A 23,225-nucleotide genomic window follows, 5' to 3' on the forward strand; every position below is an offset into this window, starting at 1 on the left:
CCCTATCACTATGAACTTAGATCGTTTTTCCATTTATTTAAGTATTTCTTTCTTACCACTTCTTTTTCTTCCTCGTGATTATTTATCATTTATCGTGCTTTTAGCTTTCATATGGGCTTTGTTTAATCTGATAAGGAAACATTACTGGCATATGGGATTAGGGATACTGATGGGGATAAGTTACTTATCCATTTCCTACACTGTGAAAATAGCAGAGAGTCAGCCAGCCTCTAAAGTGAAAGAGACGATTGAGATTGTTAAAATTTTAAAGCAACAAGAGTATCAAACCGCCATTGGTAAATTAGCGAACGATCAGCAAATTTATTTAACATGGCAAGCTAAAACACCATTATATTTGCATCGAAAATATACCGTTGATTTTACACTTCGTCCGATCTCAGGAAGATATAACTTGGGAAACTTTGATCGACAACGTTGGTATTTTGCTAACCATATTGATGGGATTGCCACTGTCAGAAAAGCAGAGTTACTTGAAGAATTTGATACGCCTTTCCGAACACTATGGTTGAATCGTAGTTACCAGCAAACAGCAGAGCTAGACAGTCAAGGGTTATTGCTTGCCTTGGCTTTTGGAGAACGTGCTTGGTTGAAGAATGAACATTGGCTACCTTTTCAAAAAACAGCAACGGCTCATTTAATTGCGATTTCAGGACTACATATTGCTTTGGCGATGGCATTTGGATTTTGGCTGGCAAAAGGTGTTCAATGGTGTTTATTAAAAGGGCGGATAGGTATTTCTTTGGGATATTCTTATCTTTTTCCTCGGCTCTTTGGCTTTGTAATTGCCTTTGAATATAGCTATTTAGCTGGCTTTTCAGCGCCAACACTTCGGGCATTATTAGCCATGACCGTGCTTCTATCTTGCCAATTTTTTCGAAGACGTTATACCTCGTTACAAATCTGGTGGCGAGTTGTTGCGTTATTGCTGGTGTTTGAACCGGTTGCCATTTTATCAGACAGCTTTTGGCTATCGATCTTAGCGGTACTATCGTTAATTTTATGGTATCGTTATTTTCCATTAGCGCAATTTTCTTGGATACCTTTCTCCCAAACGCAGCATAAAATTGGCAAAGTTATCGTTTCATTGATACATCTACAAATGGGCATTTGGTTGATTTTTTCGCCTGTGCAATTTTTCTTTTTTGCAGGGACATCACCTTTGAGTTTGCCTGCGAATATGCTGATAGTACCACTATATAGTATGGTGTTAGTTCCTATTATTTTATTCACATTATTAACGGATAATCTATTTAGCACATGGGCATTGGCGGATTACATTGTTCAATTTAGTTTATGGTTACTTGAGCCTTTATCAAATGCATGGTATGACCTAAGCTTTTGGCAGCAAGGACAAATATTATTCATCAATGGAGTAGTGCTATTTGGGTTTTATATGAAAAATAGCCAAAAAACTCAATCTTTCTTATACAAAGGTATTGCTGTTCTTAGTAGTGCTTATGTTGTTTTTTGCTTTTATTCATGGCGAGAAACACCCGTGGAGTGGATTACGTTTGATGTGGGGCAGGGATTAGCACAAGCCATTGTTTATCAAGATGAAAGCGGTCAAAAACAAGCAATTTTTTACGATACCGGCGTGAGTTGGGGGGAGGGAGAACAAAAGAACTCTATGGCAAAACTTGAAATTTTGCCCTATTTGAAACGGCGTAATATTCAAGTTCAAGCCATTTTTCTTAGCCATGATGATAATGATCATTCTGGCGGTGTATTGGACTTATTAACGGCTTACCCACATGCAAAATTATTTTCGAGTAGCCAATTAACCTATGCGGATGTTCAACCGCAATCTTGTTTGGCTGGCGATAAATGGCAATTTGGCGAGGTTCAGTTTATGGCAATTTATCCTTCACAGCGTGTAGAAAAAGCAAGAAACCAAAATTCTTGCATTTTACTTGTCAAAATTAACCGCTTTACACTTTTATTAACGGGAGATACTGGCGTGGAACAAGAACGGATTTTTTCTTCCTCATTAGGACAGATTGATTTTCTCCAAATTGCTCATCATGGGAGTAAAACCAGTACGAGCGAGGTTTTATTATCGAAAACCCGTCCAACGCTTGCAGTGGTTTCGACAGGGCGGTGGAATCCATGGAAAATGCCAAATAAAACGATAGTTGAGCGGTTACAGCGTTATCAGGTGCCGTTACTGAATACCGCAAAAGAAGGCATGATTAGAGTAACATTTCATCAAGACCATTGGACGGTGGAAACCGGGCGAAATGCTTTTTCTGCTTGGTATCAAGGCTATTTTGAATCAAAGGTTTCCCATTCAAAATAAATTGCATAATGCTTTTTACAGCCAGAATTAAATGCTGAGGCGCAGTAGGGGCATTGTGTGACTTGAGTATATTGGGTAATACTTAATGTTTGATAGCAATTTCCGCACACAATCGCCTGTTCATGAAATTCATCTACTGCCCAACGTTGAATCGGGTGATTTTCACAAGCATTGTGGCATTGATAGCAAGGATAAAATTTATCGCAACATTTGAATTTGATAGCGATAATATCGAGAGGAGAGTGATAATGCTCACAACGGGTGTGAGCATCAATGGTTAATCCATAAATTTTCATGAGGTTGGGAGATCTTCGGTCGCACGAGGATTTTTCTGAATAAACATCGCATCGCCATAGCTGAAGAAACGATATTGTGATTCCACCGCATGCTGATAAGCATTCATCGTATTTTTATAGCCTGCAAATGCAGAAACTAACATAATTAGGGTTGATTCAGGTAAGTGAAAGTTTGTCACTAAAGCATCAACCACTTTAAATGTTTTGCCTGGGTAAATAAAAATACTGGTATCGGAGAAAAATGGTTCAATTAACGTATCGCTATTTTTGACTGCTTGCGCGGCACTTTCAATAGAGCGAACAGAGGTTGTGCCTACTGCAATCACTCGCTTGCCTTTGGCTTTTGTTTCCAAAATTTTATCGACAACGTCTTGTGAAACTTCGGCATATTCAGCATGCATTTTATGATCCAAGATATTTTCAACACGAACGGGTTGGAATGTACCTGCTCCGACATGTAGGGTAACAAATGCGGTATTGACGCCTTTTTCCTTGAGTTTTTCTAACATCGTATTATCGAAGTGTAGCCCAGCCGTTGGGGCAGCCACTGCGCCAAGTACTTTACTATAAACGGTTTGGTAGCGCTCTTGATCGGCATCTTCATCAGGGCGATCAATATAGGGCGGTAGTGGCATATGACCGGCCGATTGAAGGAGATCAAAGAGGTTATTTTGACTCTCAAAATGTAATTCAAAAAGCGTATCGTGACGAGCAGCCATGGTTGCAACTAAGCCATTTCCCTCGCCAAGTTTATCTTCGCCAAAAATAAGCTGTGTACCTTCTTTCGGGGCTTTCGATGCACGAACGTGGGCTAAACAGCGATGTTCATCTAATACTCGCTCAATTAACGCTTCGACTTTTCCACCGCTGATTTTTCGACCGTAAAGTCGCGCCGGAATAACTCGGGTATTATTGAAAACAAGCAAATCGCCCTCGTGTAAATGCTCAAGTAAATCCGTAAAATGTTGATCAGCAAATTCCCCTGTTTCGCCATTTAAGTAGAGTAAACGGCTTGCACTGCGATCAGGCATTGGGTAACGGGCAATCAAATTGTCAGGTAAATCAAAATGAAAATCGGAAACTAACATATTATCCTTTTATAAACTAAGAAAAAATAAAGCGGTATCGACCGCTTTGTTTATGAAATTAATGCAACTAAATCGTTGATCGCTTTACTTAATTTGTAGCGATCATGTCGATAATAAACATCTTCAGCCGATAAATCGCGGCGTAGTACACAAAGATGTTCGGGTAATGGAGTCATTTCAGTTGGGATGGTGATCACACCATTCACTCGCTGGCAGCCAATTGCTTTCTCAACCCATTGAATTCTATCCGCAAGCGTCAAATTACTTACGATACTGTGTTCAATCCCAATGTTATCAATAAAAATGACTTTAGCCGAACTTTGGCTAATGCGTTTTGCTAAAGCTGGGATTAACAAATTTGGCATAATACTGGTAAAGAAACTTCCCGGGCCTAACAAAATGACATCAGCTTTTTCAATCGCTAAAAGCGCTTCGGGTGTTGCTTGTATTTCGGGTTCAAGAAATAAACCTTGAGGTAGCTCTTCTAAAGCATCCACAGCAACTTCGCCAATAATCTGCTGATTTGTCAGATAAGCACCAAGATCTACGGGCGTTTCAGACATGGGAATCAAGAAGGCTCGAACATGAAGAAGCTCTCTAACTAAATTAAGTCCTTCAAGCGGTCGAATTTGCATATTTTCTAACGCTTTAAGGATTAAGTTACCTAAATTATGCCCACCCAATTCACCATTACCAGGAAAGCGATATTCAAATAGTGCAGAGGCAACGGTGGGTTTTACAATAATTTGAGTTAAACAGTTGCGTAGATCTCCCCATGCAATTCCACCTTGCTGTGAGCGAATTCTACCGGTAGATCCACCATTATCGGTAGTTGCCACAATACCGGTCAGGTTTTCTCGCAAAAAGGATAAGGCAGATAATACACGCCCTAAACCATGACCACCACCGAGTGCTACGACACTTAGATCCGTTAAATGAGGATGTCTAGGGGGAGAGGTCATTTGGATAATCCTTTTATTAAAAATGACGAACTATTCATTAGAAGGTAATGCATTGATAACTGCTTTCACTAAAGTTGCTAAAGGTATCGCAAAAAAGACTCCCCAGAATCCCCACAAGCCACCAAAGATCAGCACAGCGACAATGATGGTTAATGGATGTAAGTTTACGGCTTCAGAGAATAAAAATGGTACCACAAGGTTACCGTCTAGCAACTGGCTAATAACAAAAGCGAGTAATAAATAATAAAAATCCGGCGATAAGCCAAATTGAAACAAAGCAATTAAGGCAACCGGAATGGTTACGATGACCGCACCAATATAAGGCACTAATACGGATAACCCCACTACTACTGAGAGCAATAGCGGATAACGTAAATCAAAGAAAATTAAAATGATATAGGTAACTACACTGACAATTAAAATTTCGAGGAATTTTCCTCGAATATAATTGGCGATTTGCCCTTGCATTTCAATCCAAACACGAGTCGCTAACCGGCGGTTTTTCGGCATCATTTTAATGAAAGAACGTAAGAAAATCGGTTTATCTTTCAATAAAAAGAAGACCATCAATGGCACTAAAAAAGCATAAATGCCTAATCCGACTAAACTGATAATAGAGTTTACCGAGATCGCTAATAATGATTCACCATACCCTAAAATCTTCGTTTTTAAGGAAGACATCATTCCGTCTAACATCGCATAATCCACGAGTTCCGGATAATGTTCGGGGAGTGCTTGAACCCACTCATTGAGTAGGTTAAACATATTTGGTAAATCACGAATAAAATTGACCGCTTGATTCCATAAACTCGGCACCATAACGACTAACAAAAAAGCGACAATGGAAACCGTTCCCCCAAATACAAGGAGAACACTCAGTAATCGAGGAAAATGCAGCTTTTCTGTTAAGAAACGGATTGGCGATTCTAATAAATAAGCAAGCACAATCGCAACTAACAGGGGCATAATTAGCCCACTGAAGAAGTAGATGATACCAAAGCCAAAAAGTAAAATACCTAGTAAGGCAACTGTTTGGGGATCATTAAATTTTTGTGTGTACCATTCTTTAAAGAGTGCAAGCATAAAATCTATTTCTGACTACAAACTGCAATAAATCCCATTTTGTGTTCGGGATCGTTAAAGGTTTTAAACATTTTGGTAAAAGTTTCGCGATTTTCCGGCTTTAAGGCATTACCAATTACTTTCATTGCACCGAGTACACCTTCATCGTGAATTAATCCTTTTGGCGATAATAAAGACATTTCGCCTGAATAAGTATCGACATTGCGGAATCCACAACGATGGAAAAGAGCTTTCCAATCTTCTTTTTTTAGTGGAGAAACCGTTAAATGGATCGCTTCACGTAATTCATTGATGACACTTTCAACATCATCGGTATTCAGTAACACATCATGAGTGAGTAGAAAACCATTTGGTTTTAATACACGCAAGTATTCACGGATTGCTTTTTCTTTAGCTTCCATCGGTAACATGGTTAGCATCGCTTCGTTAATCACAATATCGAATGAGTTATCATCAAAAGGCAATTTTGTTGCATTGGCACGTTGCACTTGAACAAGTTCTTCAACTCCATTTTCTTTGATGTTTTCTCGTGCTTTTTCGAGTGCTTCTTCATCTAAATCAATACCAATAATTTGGCAACCATAATCTTTTGCGAGTTGAATGGCCGTTGTTCCCATATTGCAGGCAACTTCAAGCACTTTTTTATTTTTATTGAAATCGCCATTTGCAATTAACCAATCGGTTGCCACTTTACCGCCCGGACGTAAGCGAGTTTTTCCTAAACGGGCTAAGAAATTGTGTCCAACTTCTTCTTTTTTCATAAAAACCTCTGTATTTGCAAAATCTTATTATCTTTGAACCGCTTATTACGAATAAGTTGCAAGATTATACCTAACTTTTCATTATTCTTATATACAATGCCGAGATTTTTTGACAAAATATCCAGTGATTTTTAACAGAGGAAAGAGAAATGACGAAAAAAATGAAACCACTTCCGCATTTATCTTATGAACACCAACGAGGTGAAATTAAGCAAAGCGCAATTAAAGCATTAGTGACAGATCCGTTATTTAAACAACGAGTGGAACGTAATCGAAAAGGAAAAGGCAGCCATCAGCGTAATGCAAAACACCGCAAAGCCTACCAAGGTGAAAGCCCATTTAAAAATATTCTAAAGAGTCTTTTTAAATGGGCTTTTTTGGGGATTTGATTTTGATTAAAAAACTCTCTTTCATTTGAAAGAGGGAACATTTTTTATAAACAATTCAGATTGCTGACAAAGTTCATTTTGAGACATAACCTAGCACGAGCCGTGCTAGGTTCATTAAGCCCAGCCCCGCTGGGGCTGAAAAAAGAGCCGCAGAGCGGGCTCAGATTGGTAACCCTATACGGCTCGTATAGGGGACATTACATTGTTTATAAACAGTTATTTTCACCACGAGAAAGGCTGATTAAGCCTGAGCGAACAATTTCAATTACGGTTGTTTCTGCTTTAACCGCATCAACAAAAGCGTCAAGTTTTTCACTTGTCCCCGATAATTGAATGGTATAAAGCTTAGGCGTAATATCAACAATCTGCCCACGGAAAATATCGACCATACGTTTTAATTCATCGCGGGTTGAGCCTGTTGCACGGACTTTCAACAACATAATTTCACGTTCAACGTGTTCACAAGCACTTAAATTGATCACTTTAAAAACATCAATTAACTTGTGTAGTTGTTTTTCGATTTGTTCAAGTACAATTTCATCACCGTTTGCAACAATAGTCATACGAGAGAGACTTTCATCATCGGTTGGGGCAACGGTCAGACTTTCAATATTAAAACCACGTTGAGAGAAAAGTGCTACAACGCGAGATAAAGCACCCGATTCATTTTCGAGTAAAACTGATAATGTTCTACGCATCTGTACGCTCCGTTTTGCTTAAAATCATTTCATTCATCGCACCGCCACGAATTTGCATTGGGTAAACGTGTTCGGTTTCATCTACTTTTACATCAACAAAGACTAATTTATCTTTAATCGAGAAGGCTTGGGTTAATTTCTCTTCTAACTCGCTTGGGTGGTCGATTGTAATTCCAACGTGACCATAAGCCTCGGCTAATTTTGCAAAATCCGGTAATGAGTTCATATAAACTTGAGAATGGCGACCTTGATAGATAATGTCTTGCCATTGTTTTACCATACCTAAGAAGCGGTTATTTAAACTCACAATGACAACGGGTGTATCATATTGTTTTGCCGTAGAAAGTTCTTGGATATTCATTTGGATAGAACCATCGCCGGTGACACAAACAACCGTTGCCTCTGGGTGGGCAAATTTCACACCAATCGCTGCAGGTAAGCCAAAGCCCATTGTCCCCGCACCACCTGAGTTAATCCAACGGCGAGGCTTATCGAAACCATAGTGTAATGCAGCAAACATTTGGTGTTGTCCTACATCGGAAGCAACATAGGCATCGCCATTCGTGAGTTTATGAATAAGACGAATAACCTGTTGTGGCTTAATGACTTCTTTACTTTCTTCAAAACTTAAGCAATTTTTCGCTTTCCACTCATCAATTTGTTGCCACCAAGCGGTCAAATCTGTTTGATTTTTTGCAAGGTTTTCATCTTCAAGTAAAGCAAGGAATTCGTCTAATACATTCTTAGCCGAACCTACAATCGGGATATAGGCTTGTACCGTCTTTGAAATAGAAGCAGGGTCAATATCTACGTGAATAACTTTTGCATTTGGGCAATATTTCGCTAAATTTGCGGTTGTACGGTCATCAAAGCGTACACCGATGCCAAGAATTAAGTCACTCTCATGCATTGCGTTATTAGCTTCGTATGTACCGTGCATACCTAGCATACCTAAGAATTGTTTATCTGAGCTTGGATAAGCGCCTAAGCCCATTAACGAACTGGTTACCGGTAAATTTAATTTTTGTGCAAATTCAGTGAGTTCGGCAGAACATTCGGCAGAAATTACGCCACCACCAATAAAGAGAACCGGTTTTTTCGCAACTAATAATGCTTTTAATGCTTTTTTAATTTGCCCTTTATGTCCTTGTACTGTTGGATTATATGAACGTAAAGCAATCTCTTTTGGATATTCATAAGCAAATTTATTAGCTGGGTTTACCATATCTTTTGGAATATCAATGACAACCGGTCCTGGACGTCCTGTTGAGGCAATGTAAAATGCTTTTTTAATTGTTTCCGGAATTTCTTGCGGATCTTTGATCATAAAACTATGTTTTACTACAGGGCGAGAAATCCCAATCATATCGCACTCTTGGAAAGCATCGGTACCAATAAGGGATGACGGTACTTGACCGGTAATGATCACAAGTGGCACAGAATCGGTATAAGCGGTTAAAATTCCCGTGATCGCATTGGTTGCCCCAGGGCCTGAAGTCACCAGCACACAACCGACCTTACCCGTAGAGCGAGCATAGCCATCAGCCATATGGACAGCGCCTTGCTCATGACGGACTAATACGTGATTAAGGCTTGATTGGTGTATTGCATCATAAATATCTAAAACCGAGCCACCTGGATAGCCGAATACGTATTCAACGCCTTCGTCCAACAAGGACTGTACGACCATTTCTGCACCAGAAAGTTTTTTCATTGAATCCTCCGAATAACATCCGAAAAAGTTGAGATAAGAGAAAGCAACGCTTGATTTGTTATGCGTTGTGTTTGGTATGCATTGTGCAAAAGTTTTTTACATTTGTCTATAAGTGGTCTTGGATAGTTATTTGGAGTAATATGCTAAAAATATGTTTTATTTAGTGTTTTATAAATAAAAATCTAAAGGTAAACGATAAATGAGTATATTGAACCAAATTTTATAAAATAAAAAGATTTAAATTTTTTTGATGTTTTTTGTATTTTTAAGAAAGAAATGAGGTTAAAAACGCTAAAACGTGATCTATATCAAGTTTTAGCGTTTATTAAGGTAAGCTGAACTATTCAGAAAGTGATTGTTCAGCAATAAAATCCGTTTGTTTTTGATTATCTTGAGCGGTTTCTTTTTCTGCTAATTCTCGATTAGCAAGTTCATCAGCTTCGCTAATTAACTTCGCAATGGCATTACGATAAGTGATTTCAAGTGTTTCACGGCTTGTTGCCATTACACCTTGATCGATTAAAAAGCCATCATTGACATCATAAACCCAGCCATGAAGTGAAAGCGATTTTCCTCTTTCCCACGCTGTCTTAACAATGGAACTACGTCCCAAGTTATAAACTTGTTCAGCCACATTTAAACGTGTGAGCATATTGGCACGTTGTTCAGGGGATAATTTACCGAGAAGATGGCCATGTTTAAACCACAGATCGCGAATATGCAGAAGCCAGTTACTAATTAGCCCATAATCTTCAACTGTTCCCATGGCGGCCTTAATTCCCCCGCAATTTGTATGTCCACAGATAATAATGTGTTTAATGTCTAACACATCAACTGCATATTGGACAACCGAAAGGCAGTTAAGATCAGTATGGATAACCATATTTGCTACATTACGGTGAACAAAAAGTTCGCCAGGTCCTAATCCTGTTAATTTTTCTGCCGGTACACGGCTATCAGAACAACCAATCCATAAATAGGTTGGGTTTTGGTGTTCGGCAAGCTCTTTAAAATAATCCGATTGCTCATCTTTCATTTGAGTTGCCCAAGCGTGATTATTGGCAAAGAGTTGTTCAATATCTTTCATTGTGATCCTTTAAATTAAAATACAGAGGTTTCTAAACGCAGCAAGCCTTTTTCAACAACAATGGCTTTCCCAAATTTTTTGACTAATGCTTCTTTGGTTTTTGTTTCATCAAGCGTATAGACGGGATTATGATTTAATAAACTACTTAACCCATCTGATAACAAAGGTAAGAACATTTGTAACTCGTCTTGGTATTTTTCAGGTGAAGCTTTCCAGCTTAATAAACGCACATCTTTTAAATAAAGTGCACCTTTTTCGGGATCGTAATAAGGCGTGGTATCCATATTTAACGTAATTTGCGCATCATATTTTTTCCCTTTTGCGATAAGGATACCATCAACAACCCCTTGGATTTCTACTTTTTTCTCACTGGTTTGTCCAATTCGAGTGTTTAAACCGTGCAATTTATAGTCAAGTTGAAAAAGTCCGGGGATACCAACTTGATCTTCTAATGGGACTTTTTCAGCAACACGAGTTTGTAAATACTGATTGATCTCCTGCTCGGAAATACTCAATAAATTTGCAGAGGCGACAGAAGCAACTACGCCTATCGAAAGTAAAATACTTAATTTATGTAAAAGTTTCATAAAGATTTCTCTAAAAATTAGGTTTAGGCTTAAAAAACAGGTAAAATGACAACTTTTAGACTATGAGGACTATAACAAGTTCTGATCAATTAAGGAAACCTTAATATGAAAAAAATACTGTTTGGCCTGCTTATTGCTGGTATTTTAGCAGGTTGTAGTTTTTCAGGCAGTGTTAATGCCGGTGGTGGTTCGAATGGTGTGGGAGTCGGTTTAGGACTCGGCACAGGCATTCGTTTTTAATTAAGTAAAATGATAGCGGAAATTAACCGCTTGTATTTATAGACTGTTTATCTATAAGGAGCTTTATGAAGTATGAATTAAAATGCACGAGCGGTAATGCTCGTCGTGGACGTTTAACGTTCAATCGTCCGAAAGGCGAATTTCACGTAGAAACCCCGGCATTTATGCCGGTTGGCACTTACGGCACAGTAAAAGGTATGACGCCTGAAGAAGTTGCAGCCACTGGCGCTCAAATTTTGTTAGGAAATACCTTCCATCTTTGGCTTCGCCCAGGACAAGAAGTGATGAAAATGCACGGCGATTTGCATGATTTTATGCAATGGCACGGTCCGATTTTAACCGATAGTGGCGGTTTCCAAGTCTTTAGTTTAGGTAAATTACGCAAAATTAAAGAGGAAGGCGTAACATTCCAAAATCCAATCAGTGGCGAAAAAATCTTCCTTTCACCAGAAAAATCAATGGAAATCCAATATGATTTAGGCTCGGATATTGTGATGATTTTTGATGAATGTACTCCTTATCCGGCAACTTTTGATTATGCCAAAAATTCTATGGAAATGTCGTTACGTTGGGCAAAACGTAGCCGCGATCGTTTTGATGAGTTAGAAAATCCACGAGCATTATTTGGTATTGTGCAAGGTGGTACTTATGAGGAATTACGTAAAATTTCAGTAGAAGGTTTAGTAAACATAGGTTTTGACGGCTATGCAGTAGGCGGTTTAGCGGTTGGTGAACCAAAAGAAGAAATGCATCGCATTTTAGAATTCACTACGCCATTATTGCCTGCGGATAAACCTCGCTATTTAATGGGGGTAGGGAAACCAGAAGATTTAGTTGAAGGTGTACGCCGTGGTATTGATATGTTTGACTGTGTTATGCCGACACGAAATGCTCGAAATGGGCATTTGTTTGTGAGCGATGGCGTAGTGAAAATCCGTAATGCGAAATATAAAAGCGATACATCGCCATTAGATCCGGAATGTGATTGCTATACCTGTAAAAATTATACGAAAGCCTATCTTTACCACTTAGATAAATGTGGTGAGATTTTAGGCGCGAGATTAAATACCATTCACAATTTACGTTATTATCAACGTTTAATGGCACAAATTCGTCAAGCAATAGAAGAAGATCGCTTTGATGATTTTGTTGTTGAGTTTTATGCCAAAATTGGTAAAGAAGTCCCACCTTTACAAAAAGGCGAATAAAGAAAAGCTGGCGTATTTTTACGCCACTTTTTTCATAAGGAGAAAATATGGAACAATTTGCGCCACAACAATTTGCGAGCTGGGCTGAACCGATCGAAATGCTTTATGCCTGCCACAGTAAGGTAAAACGCTTCTGCAAACAGCTTCAAATTTTACCGAATTATTTAACACAAAATGGTGTAAATCAGATCGTTAAAAATGATGTTCAGCAAATTTTGAATTATTTTAATTTATCAGCTCCCCTTCATCACGAAGATGAAGAACTTGATTTTTTCCCGGCCTTGCTTGCGGTTTACCCCGAAGCGCAAACACAAATTGATGAACTAGAATCGCAGCATATTCATTTGCACCAGAATTGGGATGCACTCTCTACCCAATTAACAGCATTGATTAACGATGAAATCGTGGAAGTAGATGTGGAATTGATCAAGCGGTTTATTTCCGGCTATGATTTGCATATTTCACTAGAAGAGCCGTTATTCGAACTCGGTCGCCAATATATTTCAGCCGAAAAATTGAGTGAAATCGGGAAAGTGATGGCAAATCGCCGTAAAGCATAAATTATCCAAAGTTAAAATTTTGGAGGAGTAAAATGGTTGCTAGTAAAAAGTTTAGCAACCATTTTTTGTTGGGGATATTTATAGCAAAGAAGGTGCTGCTTGAATTAATGTTTTGGTATAGCTATCTTTTGGGTTGTTAAACACCACATCCGCAGAGCCTGTTTCAATAATTTTTCCACCATTCATGACGACAATCCGATCCGAAACTTGATGAACAGTTTGTAAATCGTGAGAAATAAAGACCATCGCAAGATTGAGTTCTTTCTTAAGATCGGCAAGTAGATTTAATACTTGCGCACGTACCGACACATCTAATGCTGAAGTAGGTTCATCTGCCACAATCAATTTAGGACTTAATGCTAATGCTCGGGCTATCGCAACACGTTGTTTTTGTCCGCCGGAAAGGCGAGTGGGTTCTACCTGAGCAGCGGAACGAGGGAGCCCAACACGAGAAAGCAGTTCATAAACACGTTTTTCACGTTCTTTGGGTTGTAAGACATTATGGATATCCATAGGATCTTTCAAAATATCTAATACCCTCATTCTTGGATTGAGCGCTGTGGCAGGATCTTGGAAAATGACCGAAACCTGACGTCCAAACTGTTTCCTAGCTTCTGCGCTACCATACTTCATTTGTAGTCCATTAAATTTAATGGTTCCTGAAGTCGGTTTTTGTAGCCCGATCATCACATTTGCTAATGTCGATTTACCGCAGCCCGATTGCCCAACCAGCCCAACGGTTTCGCCTGCGTAAATCGATAAATTGACATGATCAATTGCTGTGAATTTTTTAGGATTGAACAGTGTACCATCACGAGAAGCAAATTCTACAACAATATCGGATAACTCAATAATGGGTTGTTCTTTTAATACTTTCATACTCATATTGTCCTCCTATTTTGCCTCGTTCAAATGGGATGCCCATAAATGTTGAGGATGATCGTCTGTTGGCACTAATGGTAAACGTTGTTCCGGATTTGCCTCAGGACGTAGAGAGCGACTTGCAAATCGGTCGCCTTTTGCAAAATCAAATGGCGAAGGCACGCTACCCGGTATTTGATACAAACGTTTTGCCCGAACTTCCGTAGAAAGCACTGAACCAAGCAATCCTCGTGTATATTCGTGGGTTGGATAGGCCAATAGTGCAGAGGTTGGCGCAGATTCAACGACTTGTCCTGCATACATCACGGTAATATGGTGTGCCATTTGTGCAACAAGTGCGAGGTCATGGCTTACAAAGACCATAGCAAAGCCTAATTTTTCACGTAATTCATTTAATAATTTAATGACTTCGGCTTGAACCACAACGTCTAAAGCGGTTGTCGGTTCATCCGCAATGAGTAATTTAGGTTCTCGAGCTAAAGCCATTGCGATCAAGACACGTTGGCGTTGTCCACCTGAAAGTTCATGTGGATAACGGTTTAACGTTTTTTCAGGATCAAGTTTAACCCATTGTAATAAGGTTTCAGCAGATTGTTTGCCTCCACGGCTGATGAGTTGTGCCATTTGATCTTTTATTCGCATAGATGGATTTAAAGCACTTAATGCATCTTGGTAGATCATGGCGATTTCATGACCTCGTAAAGCATTGAGCTCTTCTGATTTAAGTAAGTCATGTTGTTTACCACTGCGATCCGTAAATAAAATTTGACCGCTTATTTGGGCTGATTTTGGTAATAATCCCATAATCGAGAAGGCAGTAATGGATTTACCACAACCGGATTCACCGACTAACCCCATTGTTTCGCCCTCGTGAACGGTAAAGCTGATTTCATCAACTAATGGAATCTCGCCATAACGGTTTGGGAAGCGAATAGAGAGATTTTTCACTTGTAAAATTGGTTTTGCCTCACTTTGTAACTGCATGCGATCAGTACGAGTAAGTTCTTTTTGGTGTAATTGATTTAAATAACGTTTTAACGCTAATGTTTCTGCCATTGCCTCTTGCACATCTGTAGAGAGCGGTTTGGCTACATCATCTTTCGTTTTTGTAAGACGTTTGAGTTTTGGATTCACAAGAGCATCTGTTAAGCCTTCAGCTAAGATATTTAGTGCAAGTACCGTAAGGAGAATGAAGATACCCGCAAAGGTTGTCGCCCACCAGAATCCGCTTAATACAAGATTGCGACCTTCAGATAAGATATTCCCCCAAGATGGGAAAGGTGGTTGAACGCCAGCACCTAAGAAGGAGAGTGAGGCTTCAAAAACAATGGCATCCGCAACCATGACCGTGGCAAAGACTAAAACGGGAGCAGCAGTATTGCGAACCACATGTTTTAATAAAATATAAGTACGGCTTCCACCTAATACTCGTTCTGCACGAACGTAGTCTTCTTCCCATTGTGAAATGACGTTAGCGCGAACGACTCGAGCGAGTTGAGGGGTATAAACTACCGCAATGGTAATAATAATGACGGGGACGGAATTGCCAAAGGTAGCTAATAATACCGCTGCAAGTGCAATGCCTGGGAATGCCATTAGAATATCCATCAAGCGCATAATAACTTCATTGCCTAATTTATCGGCTGTTGCTGCTGTCGCACCTAAAATACTTCCGAAAATGATAGCGACACCCACAGCACCTAGACCAATAAAGAGTGAGGTTCTGGCTCCCCAAACCATGCGCGAGAAAATATCACGTCCCAAGCGGTCAGTTCCGAATAAAAATTCGCTACTTGGCGCTTGAACAGGGCGAATCGTTTGTAATGGATCATAAGTAGCAACTATCGGAGCCAATATTGCAACGACCGCCACAAAAAGAATAAAGATAAAGGCGATTTTTGAACTGGTTGGTAAGGCTCTGAATCTTGCACCGCCATTTGCAAGCCGAGCGGCTAATTCTTGACGAAACATTATAGACTCCGAATTTTAGGGTTAATGAGTAAGTAGAGAATATCGACAATGATATTGACCAGTACGAAGGTAAAAGCAATGGTTAAGACAACGCCTTGAACCAGATTTAAATCGTGATTCACAATGCCATTAAAGATGAGTTTTCCCATACCCGGAAGGTCGAAGATCTGCTCAATAACAACGGCTCCGCCTAGCAAATAGCCGACACGCAAACCTAATACGGTAACCGGTGTAATTAACGCATTGCGTAAAACATTGTGGCGAATAACCGTTGCGTAAGGGACGCCATTACCAATTGCTGTACGTACGTAATCTTTATCCATTTCTTCTACCATTGTGGTTCGTACAACACGAATCAGTGAGGCACAAACAGGAACAGCAAGGGCGAGTGAAGGTAAAATCATTGAACGGAAATACTCATGCGGATCTTCACTAAAAGGCACAAAACCACCAGAAGGTAACCAATCCAATTTCAGAGAAAAATATTGAATGAGTAAAATCCCAAGCCAAAATGAAGGGGTTGCAACGGCAGCCACAGAAATCAGACGGATAACTTGATCTATCCAACGATCACGATAAAGTGCTGCAGTAATTCCTAAGCTAAAAGAGACAATCGCCGCAAAAATCACACCGATAAATGTTAGCTGTAATGTAAGAGGGAATGCTTTAGCAATCATATTTACGATCGGCTGTTCAGGTGGTGTAGTCATACCAAAGTCGAGCACGAATAAATTGCCTAAAAAACGCAGATATTGAACAATCAGTGGGTCATTTAAGCCATGTTGTTCTCGATAGATTTCTTTGGCGGCTTCACTAGCACTTTCGCCTAAAGCTATCGTTGCAGGATCACCTGGAGTAAATTGCAAGACAACAAAGACTAAAGCGGTTACGCCAAGTATCATAACGGGCAAAGCCATTAGGCGGCGGAAGAGGAGGCGAAGGATAATTTCCATGTTTTTCTCCTATGGTTTTAGAAAAACAAGCGGTCAAATTGTTGAAGATTTTTGCAAAAAGGGCGTAAGCGAGTTACGCCCATATGGATGACTATTTACGACCCACTCCAAGGAAGGATAGACCTGTTGTTGGTAATGGTTGGAAGTCTGTTAAGGCTTTTGCATTCCAAGCCGTTGGTAGTTTGCGATGGATAATTGGGTAAAGTGGAACTTGTTCCGCAATAATATTGATCGCTTTAGTCCAAGCGGTTTTGGCTTCTTCATGAGATTTAGCTCTGACTGCTTCGTCTAATAATTTTTGTACTTCGGCATATTCTGGTGTATTAGACCAACGGAAGCGGCGTTTTGGCCACACATCACCGCGATACCACCAGCTAAGTAAGAGGTCTAAGTCATTACCGAATACAGATGGATCTCCTGGGGCAATAACGACTTCAAAGTTACCTTTATCAACGTGAGCACCATATAATGCACCAGATTGAAGATGTTGAAGTGTTGCTTTTACACCTTTTAAGGCATTCCAAGACTCTAAAATAAGTGGTGCGCACTCTTTAACCCAAGTATGATCTGTGGATAAAAGTTGGAATTTTAATTCTGTCACACCGGCTTCTTTTAATAATGCTTCTGCTTTGGCTTTATCAAAATCATATTGTGAAGTCGCTTTGACATAATCAGGGTGCGTATCTTGAACATAAGATGTTGCTGCTTTTGCATTACCTAAGAATGCAATATCAATCAGTTTTTGAGTATCTATCGCATAATGTAACGCTTGGCGCACTTTCGGATTATTAAATGGCGCTTTTTCACAGTTAAACATTAAGAAGAGTAATCCAAAAGATTGTACTGGTTGAACTTCAGTTTTACGTTTTAAGCGCTGAGCATCTAAATAAGGCACAGATTCCATTGCCTGAATACGACCAGATTCTTGCGCTGTGACACGAGCAGCATCATCTGCTAATAAGAACCATGTCATTTTTTCGACTTTAGCGGGATAAATACCGTTGTATGCTGGGTTAGCAGCAAAAACAATGCGGTCATCTTTTGTGGCAGAAACAAAACGGTATGGACCAGAGCCGATCGGATTCGCATCAAAGGCAGATTGTCCTGCTTCTACGATATGTTTCGGCACAATTTTGACAATGGTTAAACGCTCTTTAAATAACGCAAATGGATATTTCAATTTAAATTCCACTACTTTATCATCAAGTGCTTTTACGGACTCAATAAATGGAATGAATTGTGCAAATAGCGAAGCTTTTGCCGGATCAAGTACACGTTCAAAAGAATATACAACATCTTCCGTTGTTACTGGTTTTCCATCGTGGAAAACGGCACCATCTCTTAATGTGACGTGATAGGTCACATCATCTTTCATCTCTGGATCTTTAGCTGCAAGCGCAAGATAAGGTTGGCGAGTTGCTGGGTGTAAATCTACCAAGCCTTCAAAAATATGTAAGTTGGCCGCTTGTGAAGATGCACCACTTGCAGTTAGAGGGTCAAAGCCAGTAGAGATTGGGTAAGCAATCCCTGCTTCAATACTTGAACCAGCAGGAGCACTTGCAAAAGCCTCTGCTGAGAATGTGCCTAAGGTGCCACTAAAAGCCAAGCCGGCACTTGCGCCTGCCAGCAGTTTCATAAAATGGCGACGAGATTCATTGAGTTCAAATTGTGTTTTCATAGTGTGCTCCTTTCATAGAAGTTGCATAAAAATATTGAGGAAGAAAAACAAGTGGATGCTTGTTTTTTATTCATAATAGAACAAAAAATTCATTTTTCAATCTTTTATTGGAGCTTTATTTCATTTTTGAGATCTACTTCACATTTTTAGAAAAAAATAATGGAGTGAAATTTCAAAAGGCATATAATCGCTGAAAAATCTTGAACATTTTTTCACTATCCAAATAAAGAGGAGGGGATATGTATAAATCCCAAGAAAAAATTCTAGCTCAAATTCAAAATGGACTCATTGCTTCTTGCCAACCGGTTGATGATGGACCAATGGATAAACCGGAAATTGTGGCGGCAATGGCAATGGCTTCGGTTGTTGGTGGTGCGAAAGGTATTCGTATGGAAGGTGTTGAAAATCTAAAAGCAACCCGTCCTTATATTACTGTGCCGATTATCGGTATTGTGAAGCGAGATTTGCCTGATTCGCCAGTGCGGATTACACCTTATTTAGAAGATATTGATGCGTTAGCTCAAGCTGGGGCAGATATTATTGCTGTCGATGGAACCTTTAGGACTCGCCCCGTGGAGATTAAACAAGCGGTAGAGCGTATTCACGCACAAGGTTGTTTAGCAATGGCGGATTGCTCCAATTTAGAAGAGGGGCTATATTGTCAGCAATTGGGATTTGATATTGTTGGAAGTACAATGTCAGGTTATACCGGAGGAGCCGTTCCCGATGAGCCTGATTATCAACTTGTTATCGACCTAAAAAAAGCGGGCTGTTTTGTGATGGCAGAAGGGCGTTATAACACACCGGAATTAGCTCAAAAAGCAATAGAAATTGGGGCGGATGTAGTAACTGTTGGTTCTGCTTTAACGCGCCTTGAACATATTGTGAGTTGGTTTGCAAAAGCGATTCAATCTGCGGAAAGCACTAAGGCAGGCTAGTATGCGATGTTTATCAATAGATATTGGTGGAACCAAAATTGCAGCAGCGTTAGTCGAGAATAACCAGCTGTCTCAACGAATGCAAATTACCACACCGCAATCAAAAGAAAGTAGCGCAATGAAAGCCGTATTAGCCGAACTTGTCGCTCAGTATCAAGGACAATTTGATGTGATTTCGGTGGCTTCAACTGGGATTATTAACCAAGGTATTTTAACTGCATTAAATCCTAAAAATTTAGGTGGATTAGCAGAATTCCCGTTGAAAGAAACATTGGCGCAATTAACCAATAAACCTATCTTTCTGTTAAATGATGTACAAGCAGCAGTTTGTGCAGAATATCAACACGAAGATCCGGAAGAAATTCAGAATTTTGTCTTTATCACAGTTTCTACAGGGGTTGGTGGAGGCATTATTCAACATGGACAGTTGCTCTGTGAACCTCACGGTATCGCAGGGCATTTAGGACATACGTTAGCCGATCCGAATGGACCGATTTGTGGTTGTGGGCGACCTGGTTGTGTCGAGGCAATTGCATCAGGACGAGCGATTGAAGCCGCAGCCGCAAACTGGGAAGCACCTTGTTCAGCGAAAGAAGTCTTTGAACGCTTCCGTCAGCAAGAATTACAAGCGGTTCAATTAGTTGAAAGATCTGCAAAAGCGATCGCAAATTTAATTGCGGATTTAAAAATAGGTTTAGATACACAAAAAATCGTTATCGGTGGAAGTGTTGGATTAGCAGAAGGCTATTTGTCTTTGGTGGAAAAATTCATGCAAGCCTTACCGTCTATTTACCATTGCCCTATTGTGAAAGCGCGTTATGCCGGCGATGCCGGTTTAATTGGCGCGGCGAAATGGGCAGAAATGAATCAATAGTTTTAAACATTAGGGGATATTTTATGAAAAACTTAACTGGTATTTTTAGCGCATTACTCGTCTCATTTAACGAAGATGGTACGATCAATGAAAAAGGATTACGCCAAATTATTCGTCACAATATAGATAAAATGAAAGTGGATGGATTATATGTGGGCGGTTCTACGGGCGAAAACTTTATGCTTTCTACGGAGGAGAAAAAAGAGATCTTCCGTATCGCTAAAGAGGAAGCTAAAGATCAAGTAGCCTTAATTGCTCAAGTGGGCAGTGTTAATTTAAAAGAAGCGGTTGAATTAGGCAAATATGCAACCGAATTAGGCTATGACAGTTTATCTGCGGTCACACCGTTTTACTATAAATTCAGTTTTGCTGAAATTAAACATTACTACGACACCATCATTGCGGAGACTGGCAACAATATGATCGTGTACTCTATCCCATTCCTAACAGGGGTAAATATGGGCATAGAACAATTTGGCGAACTTTACCAAAATCCTAAAGTTATTGGCGTTAAATTTACCGCTGGAGATTTCTATTTACTAGAACGTCTGAAAAAAGCCTATCCAAATCATCTCATTTGGGCTGGATTTGATGAAATGATGTTACCGGCGGTTTCATTAGGCGTTGATGGTGCGATTGGTTCTACCTTTAACGTGAATGGCATACGCGCTAGACAAATTTTTGATTTAACCAGAGCTGGAAAATTGAATGAAGCTCTCGCACTTCAACATGAAACGAATGACTTAATTGAAGGTGTTTTAGCAAATGGGTTATACCTTACCTTAAAAGAACTATTGAAGTTAGAAGGTATTGAGGCTGGGTATTGTCGAGAGCCAATGACGGCAAAATTAACAGACAAACAAATTGAAGTGGCTAAACATTTAAAAGCGACATATTTATAATTTTCAGGAGGAAAATCAAATGCGTTTAATTCCCTTAGATACGGCAGAAGATGTTGCGGTATGGTCTGCTCGTTATATCGCAGATCGTATTAACCATTTTCAACCAACTGAACAAAATCCTTTTGTACTGGGCTTGCCAACAGGGGGAACGCCACTCAAAACATATCAAGAACTGATTAAACTTTATCAAGCCGGAGAAGTAAGTTTTAAATATGTGGTGACGTTCAATATGGATGAATATGTAGGGCTTCCACCTGAACATCCGGAAAGTTACCACGCATTTATGCATAAACATTTTTTCGATCATATTGATATTCAACCCAAAAATATCAATTTACTGAATGGCATGGCAGAAGATGTTAATGCAGAATGTGAACGTTATGAGGAAAAAATCCGTCACTATGGCAAAATCCATTTGTTTATGGGCGGCGTGGGGGTAGATGGACATATAGCCTTTAATGAACCAGCCTCTTCGCTTTCTTCTCGCACACGGATCAAAACCCTAACCGAAGATACGCTCATTGCAAATTCGCGTTTTTTTGATAATGATGTGAATAAGGTACCCAAATTTGCCTTAACGATTGGAGTTGGAACATTGTTAGATGCGGAAGAAGTGATGATTCTCGTAACCGGCTACAATAAGGCCTTAGCGTTACAGGCTTGTGTAGAGGGCGCAGTAAATCATTTTTGGACAGTCTCAGCTTTGCAACTACATAAACGTGCCATTGTGGTTTGTGATGAGCCGGCAACTCAAGAACTTAAAGTAAAAACCGTGAAATACTTTAAACAACTGGAGAAAAACGTAGCGAGATAGCGTATTATTGCGGTATTGATATGTTCTTGCTGAGATAACGGCAAGTTTTCTGGAGAATTAAGATGAAATATGCATTAACGAATTGTGTTATTTACACAGGCTTTGATGTGCTTTATCAGCATGCGGTAATTGTTGAACATGACAAAATAGAAGCGGTCGTTTTTGAGAAAGATTTACCTAAAGATCTTCCGATTGTTGATTTACAAGGCGCAAATCTAACCGCTGGCTTTATTGACTTGCAACTTAACGGTTGTGGGGGCGTAATGTTCAATGAAGAAACAACCGTCAAAACGCTGGAGATTATGCAGGAAACCAATTTGAAATCCGGCACAACGAGTTTCTTACCAACATTTATTACTGCGCCTGATGAAGGCATGAAGCAAGCGATTAATGTCATGCGTGATTATCTTGAGAAGCACGATAATCAAGCATTAGGCTTACACTTGGAAGGTCCTTATTTAAGCATTGCGAAAAAAGGGGTTCATAGACCAGAATATATCCGTGAAGCAAACTATGACATGGTGGCATATTTATGCCGAAATGCAGATGTGATTAAGAAAATCACGTTGGCAGCCGAAAATCCAACAGCGAAACATATTGAACGCTTTGTTCATGCTGGTATTGTCATTTCTATCGGGCATTCTAATGCCGATTATCAAACAGCTAAGCAAGCCTTTAAACAAGGTGCAACCTTTGCAACGCACTTACATAATGCTATGTCGCCCATTAGTTCAGGGCGAGAAATGGGCGTTGTTGGTGCCGTGTTGGATAGTGGTGATGTTTATGCCGGCATTATCGTTGATGGCTTACATGTGACTTATGGTAATATCAACATTGCCAAACGAGTAAAAGGCGATAAGCTCTGTATTGTAACCGATGCAGTGGCGGCAGCTGGTTCAGATATCGAACAATTCCAATTTGTCGGGAAAACCGTTTATGTGCGAGATGGTAAATGTTTTGATGAAAAAGGAACATTAGGTGGCGCTGCTATTACCATGATAGAGTCGATTCGAAATGCGGTTATTGAAGTGGGGATTCCACTTGATGAAACATTAAGAATGTGTAATCTTTATCCAGCCAGAGCAATTGGGGTTGAGGAAAAACTTGGTTCGATTGAAGTAGGTAAAATCGCTAATCTAACGGCATTCAATGCACAATTTAAAGTGATTGGTACAGCGGTTAATGGAAAATGGAAAGCTAATGCTTAAAAACAAAATCTGCAC

The 23,225-nt window shown here is 39.7% G+C and carries 23 protein-coding genes; 10 read left to right on the top strand and 13 right to left on the bottom strand.

The genetic code is table 11. The annotated features are described in order from the left end of the window. Positions 1-10 precede the first annotated feature (10 nt). On the top strand, positions 11-2,317 hold the full coding sequence (locus AM305_RS08010) for a DNA internalization-related competence protein ComEC/Rec2 (RefSeq protein ID WP_035294274.1): 2,307 nt from the start codon (positions 11-13) through the stop codon (positions 2,315-2,317). On the opposite strand, the gene AM305_RS08015 is transcribed toward AM305_RS08010, so the two are convergent. From AM305_RS08015 to AM305_RS08035, 5 genes are read right to left on the bottom strand one after another with little or no spacing between them, the layout of a single operon-like run. After that, the gene (locus tag AM305_RS08015; protein ID WP_005824803.1) at positions 2,284-2,613 is read right to left on the bottom strand and encodes a CHY zinc finger protein; all 330 of its coding nucleotides are present in this window, start codon (positions 2,611-2,613) and stop codon (positions 2,284-2,286) included. The two genes, AM305_RS08010 and AM305_RS08015, sit on opposite strands and share 34 nt — an antisense overlap. Next, complete coding sequence (queA, locus tag AM305_RS08020) at positions 2,610-3,701, bottom strand: tRNA preQ1(34) S-adenosylmethionine ribosyltransferase-isomerase QueA (RefSeq protein WP_005824805.1); 1,092 nt, start codon at positions 3,699-3,701, stop codon at positions 2,610-2,612. Before queA ends, AM305_RS08015 begins: the two co-directional genes overlap by 4 nt. Positions 3,702-3,751: 50 nt before the next feature. Further along, a complete protein-coding gene (locus AM305_RS08025; RefSeq protein ID WP_005824808.1) occupies positions 3,752-4,663 on the bottom strand; it encodes a gluconeogenesis factor YvcK family protein in 912 nt (303 codons plus the stop codon). A 30-nt stretch (positions 4,664-4,693) separates the two neighbouring features. Then, on the bottom strand, positions 4,694-5,746 hold the full coding sequence (locus AM305_RS08030) for an AI-2E family transporter (protein WP_005824810.1): 1,053 nt from the start codon (positions 5,744-5,746) through the stop codon (positions 4,694-4,696). Between the two features lie 5 nt (positions 5,747-5,751). Continuing rightward, a complete protein-coding gene (locus AM305_RS08035; protein ID WP_005824812.1) occupies positions 5,752-6,507 on the bottom strand; it encodes a class I SAM-dependent methyltransferase in 756 nt (251 codons plus the stop codon). 149 nt (positions 6,508-6,656) lie between these two features. Here AM305_RS08035 and AM305_RS08040 point away from each other — a divergent pair, with 149 nt between their 5' ends. Further along, positions 6,657-6,896 (top strand): alternative ribosome-rescue factor A, encoded by a 240-nt coding sequence (locus tag AM305_RS08040; protein WP_005824814.1) that lies wholly within the window; start codon positions 6,657-6,659, stop codon positions 6,894-6,896. Between the two features lie 206 nt (positions 6,897-7,102). Here the strand turns inward: AM305_RS08040 and ilvN are convergent, their stop codons facing one another. From ilvN to AM305_RS08060, 4 genes are all read right to left on the bottom strand, one after another. After that, on the bottom strand, positions 7,103-7,594 hold the full coding sequence (ilvN, locus tag AM305_RS08045) for an acetolactate synthase small subunit (protein ID WP_005824815.1): 492 nt from the start codon (positions 7,592-7,594) through the stop codon (positions 7,103-7,105). Continuing rightward, positions 7,587-9,308 (bottom strand): acetolactate synthase 3 large subunit, encoded by a 1,722-nt coding sequence (locus tag AM305_RS08050; protein WP_005824817.1) that lies wholly within the window; start codon positions 9,306-9,308, stop codon positions 7,587-7,589. The genes ilvN and AM305_RS08050 overlap by 8 nt, the downstream gene beginning before the upstream one ends. A 340-nt stretch (positions 9,309-9,648) precedes the next feature. Continuing rightward, a complete protein-coding gene (gene can / locus AM305_RS08055; RefSeq protein WP_005824819.1) occupies positions 9,649-10,395 on the bottom strand; it encodes a carbonate dehydratase in 747 nt (248 codons plus the stop codon). A 14-nt stretch (positions 10,396-10,409) separates the two neighbouring features. Beyond that, positions 10,410-10,982: a YceB family lipoprotein gene (locus tag AM305_RS08060; RefSeq protein WP_005824821.1), complete on the bottom strand. Its 573-nt coding sequence runs from the start codon at positions 10,980-10,982 to the stop codon at positions 10,410-10,412. Positions 10,983-11,087: 105 nt separating this feature from the next. Between AM305_RS08060 and AM305_RS12460 the strand changes: the two genes are divergently transcribed. The 3 genes from AM305_RS12460 to AM305_RS08070 all read left to right on the top strand — a co-directional run bounded on the left by AM305_RS12460 (position 11,088) and on the right by AM305_RS08070 (position 12,990). After that, the gene (locus tag AM305_RS12460) at positions 11,088-11,222 is read left to right on the top strand and encodes a lipoprotein (protein ID WP_005824822.1); all 135 of its coding nucleotides are present in this window, start codon (positions 11,088-11,090) and stop codon (positions 11,220-11,222) included. Between the two features lie 65 nt (positions 11,223-11,287). Then, positions 11,288-12,430 (top strand): tRNA guanosine(34) transglycosylase Tgt, encoded by a 1,143-nt coding sequence (tgt, locus tag AM305_RS08065; protein WP_005819613.1) that lies wholly within the window; start codon positions 11,288-11,290, stop codon positions 12,428-12,430. Positions 12,431-12,477: 47 nt separating this feature from the next. Further along, positions 12,478-12,990: a hemerythrin domain-containing protein gene (locus AM305_RS08070; RefSeq protein ID WP_005824824.1), complete on the top strand. Its 513-nt coding sequence runs from the start codon at positions 12,478-12,480 to the stop codon at positions 12,988-12,990. 78 nt (positions 12,991-13,068) lie between these two features. On the opposite strand, the gene AM305_RS08075 is transcribed toward AM305_RS08070, so the two are convergent. The 4 genes from AM305_RS08075 to AM305_RS08090 form a co-directional block, all read right to left on the bottom strand. Continuing rightward, positions 13,069-13,875, bottom strand: coding sequence for an ABC transporter ATP-binding protein (locus tag AM305_RS08075; RefSeq protein WP_005824826.1), 807 nt, complete (start codon positions 13,873-13,875; stop codon positions 13,069-13,071). A 9-nt stretch (positions 13,876-13,884) separates the two neighbouring features. Then, positions 13,885-15,843, bottom strand: a complete 1,959-nt coding sequence (locus AM305_RS08080; protein WP_005824828.1) for a dipeptide/oligopeptide/nickel ABC transporter permease/ATP-binding protein — start codon at positions 15,841-15,843, stop codon at positions 13,885-13,887. After that, positions 15,843-16,796 (bottom strand): ABC transporter permease, encoded by a 954-nt coding sequence (locus AM305_RS08085; RefSeq protein WP_005824830.1) that lies wholly within the window; start codon positions 16,794-16,796, stop codon positions 15,843-15,845. The genes AM305_RS08080 and AM305_RS08085 overlap by 1 nt, the downstream gene beginning before the upstream one ends. 91 nt (positions 16,797-16,887) lie before the next feature. Further along, positions 16,888-18,474: an ABC transporter substrate-binding protein gene (locus tag AM305_RS08090; RefSeq protein ID WP_005824834.1), complete on the bottom strand. Its 1,587-nt coding sequence runs from the start codon at positions 18,472-18,474 to the stop codon at positions 16,888-16,890. Between the two features lie 239 nt (positions 18,475-18,713). Here AM305_RS08090 and AM305_RS08095 point away from each other — a divergent pair, with 239 nt between their 5' ends. The 5 genes from AM305_RS08095 (at position 18,714) to nagA (ending at position 23,210) form a co-directional block, all read left to right on the top strand. Further along, positions 18,714-19,412, top strand: a complete 699-nt coding sequence (locus tag AM305_RS08095) for an N-acetylmannosamine-6-phosphate 2-epimerase (protein ID WP_005824836.1) — start codon at positions 18,714-18,716, stop codon at positions 19,410-19,412. Between the two features lies 1 nt (position 19,413). Beyond that, a complete protein-coding gene (locus tag AM305_RS08100; RefSeq protein WP_005824837.1) occupies positions 19,414-20,286 on the top strand; it encodes an N-acetylmannosamine kinase in 873 nt (290 codons plus the stop codon). Positions 20,287-20,309: 23 nt separating this feature from the next. Next, complete coding sequence (gene nanA / locus AM305_RS08105) at positions 20,310-21,188, top strand: N-acetylneuraminate lyase (RefSeq protein WP_005824840.1); 879 nt, start codon at positions 20,310-20,312, stop codon at positions 21,186-21,188. Between the two features lie 19 nt (positions 21,189-21,207). After that, positions 21,208-22,002 carry a glucosamine-6-phosphate deaminase gene (gene nagB, locus AM305_RS08110; protein ID WP_005824842.1) on the top strand — a complete coding sequence of 265 codons (795 nt, stop codon included), beginning with the start codon at positions 21,208-21,210 and terminating at the stop codon, positions 22,000-22,002. A 62-nt stretch (positions 22,003-22,064) separates the two neighbouring features. Beyond that, positions 22,065-23,210 carry an N-acetylglucosamine-6-phosphate deacetylase gene (gene nagA / locus AM305_RS08115; RefSeq protein ID WP_005824844.1) on the top strand — a complete coding sequence of 382 codons (1,146 nt, stop codon included), beginning with the start codon at positions 22,065-22,067 and terminating at the stop codon, positions 23,208-23,210. Positions 23,211-23,225 lie beyond the last annotated feature (15 nt).

This window comes from Actinobacillus minor NM305 (genome assembly GCF_000175195.1).
Lineage (GTDB): Bacteria > Pseudomonadota > Gammaproteobacteria > Enterobacterales > Pasteurellaceae > Haemophilus_A > Haemophilus_A minor.

Excerpts from the sequence above, each read along its gene's own strand:
- AM305_RS08010 (WP_035294274.1), top strand. The coding sequence starts at position 11 with ATGAACTTAGATCGTTTTTCCATTTATTTAAGTATTTCTTTCTTACCA.
- AM305_RS08015 (WP_005824803.1), bottom strand. The coding sequence starts at position 2,613 with ATGAAAATTTATGGATTAACCATTGATGCTCACACCCGTTGTGAGCAT.
- queA (WP_005824805.1), bottom strand. The coding sequence starts at position 3,701 with ATGTTAGTTTCCGATTTTCATTTTGATTTACCTGACAATTTGATTGCC.
- AM305_RS08025 (WP_005824808.1), bottom strand. The coding sequence starts at position 4,663 with ATGACCTCTCCCCCTAGACATCCTCATTTAACGGATCTAAGTGTCGTA.
- AM305_RS08030 (WP_005824810.1), bottom strand. The coding sequence starts at position 5,746 with ATGCTTGCACTCTTTAAAGAATGGTACACACAAAAATTTAATGATCCC.
- AM305_RS08035 (WP_005824812.1), bottom strand. The coding sequence starts at position 6,507 with ATGAAAAAAGAAGAAGTTGGACACAATTTCTTAGCCCGTTTAGGAAAA.
- AM305_RS08040 (WP_005824814.1), top strand. The coding sequence starts at position 6,657 with ATGACGAAAAAAATGAAACCACTTCCGCATTTATCTTATGAACACCAA.
- ilvN (WP_005824815.1), bottom strand. The coding sequence starts at position 7,594 with ATGCGTAGAACATTATCAGTTTTACTCGAAAATGAATCGGGTGCTTTA.
- AM305_RS08050 (WP_005824817.1), bottom strand. The coding sequence starts at position 9,308 with ATGAAAAAACTTTCTGGTGCAGAAATGGTCGTACAGTCCTTGTTGGAC.
- can (WP_005824819.1), bottom strand. The coding sequence starts at position 10,395 with ATGAAAGATATTGAACAACTCTTTGCCAATAATCACGCTTGGGCAACT.
- AM305_RS08060 (WP_005824821.1), bottom strand. The coding sequence starts at position 10,982 with ATGAAACTTTTACATAAATTAAGTATTTTACTTTCGATAGGCGTAGTT.
- AM305_RS12460 (WP_005824822.1), top strand. The coding sequence starts at position 11,088 with ATGAAAAAAATACTGTTTGGCCTGCTTATTGCTGGTATTTTAGCAGGT.
- tgt (WP_005819613.1), top strand. The coding sequence starts at position 11,288 with ATGAAGTATGAATTAAAATGCACGAGCGGTAATGCTCGTCGTGGACGT.
- AM305_RS08070 (WP_005824824.1), top strand. The coding sequence starts at position 12,478 with ATGGAACAATTTGCGCCACAACAATTTGCGAGCTGGGCTGAACCGATC.
- AM305_RS08075 (WP_005824826.1), bottom strand. The coding sequence starts at position 13,875 with ATGAGTATGAAAGTATTAAAAGAACAACCCATTATTGAGTTATCCGAT.
- AM305_RS08080 (WP_005824828.1), bottom strand. The coding sequence starts at position 15,843 with ATGTTTCGTCAAGAATTAGCCGCTCGGCTTGCAAATGGCGGTGCAAGA.
- AM305_RS08085 (WP_005824830.1), bottom strand. The coding sequence starts at position 16,796 with ATGGAAATTATCCTTCGCCTCCTCTTCCGCCGCCTAATGGCTTTGCCC.
- AM305_RS08090 (WP_005824834.1), bottom strand. The coding sequence starts at position 18,474 with ATGAAAACACAATTTGAACTCAATGAATCTCGTCGCCATTTTATGAAA.
- AM305_RS08095 (WP_005824836.1), top strand. The coding sequence starts at position 18,714 with ATGTATAAATCCCAAGAAAAAATTCTAGCTCAAATTCAAAATGGACTC.
- AM305_RS08100 (WP_005824837.1), top strand. The coding sequence starts at position 19,414 with ATGCGATGTTTATCAATAGATATTGGTGGAACCAAAATTGCAGCAGCG.
- nanA (WP_005824840.1), top strand. The coding sequence starts at position 20,310 with ATGAAAAACTTAACTGGTATTTTTAGCGCATTACTCGTCTCATTTAAC.
- nagB (WP_005824842.1), top strand. The coding sequence starts at position 21,208 with ATGCGTTTAATTCCCTTAGATACGGCAGAAGATGTTGCGGTATGGTCT.
- nagA (WP_005824844.1), top strand. The coding sequence starts at position 22,065 with ATGAAATATGCATTAACGAATTGTGTTATTTACACAGGCTTTGATGTG.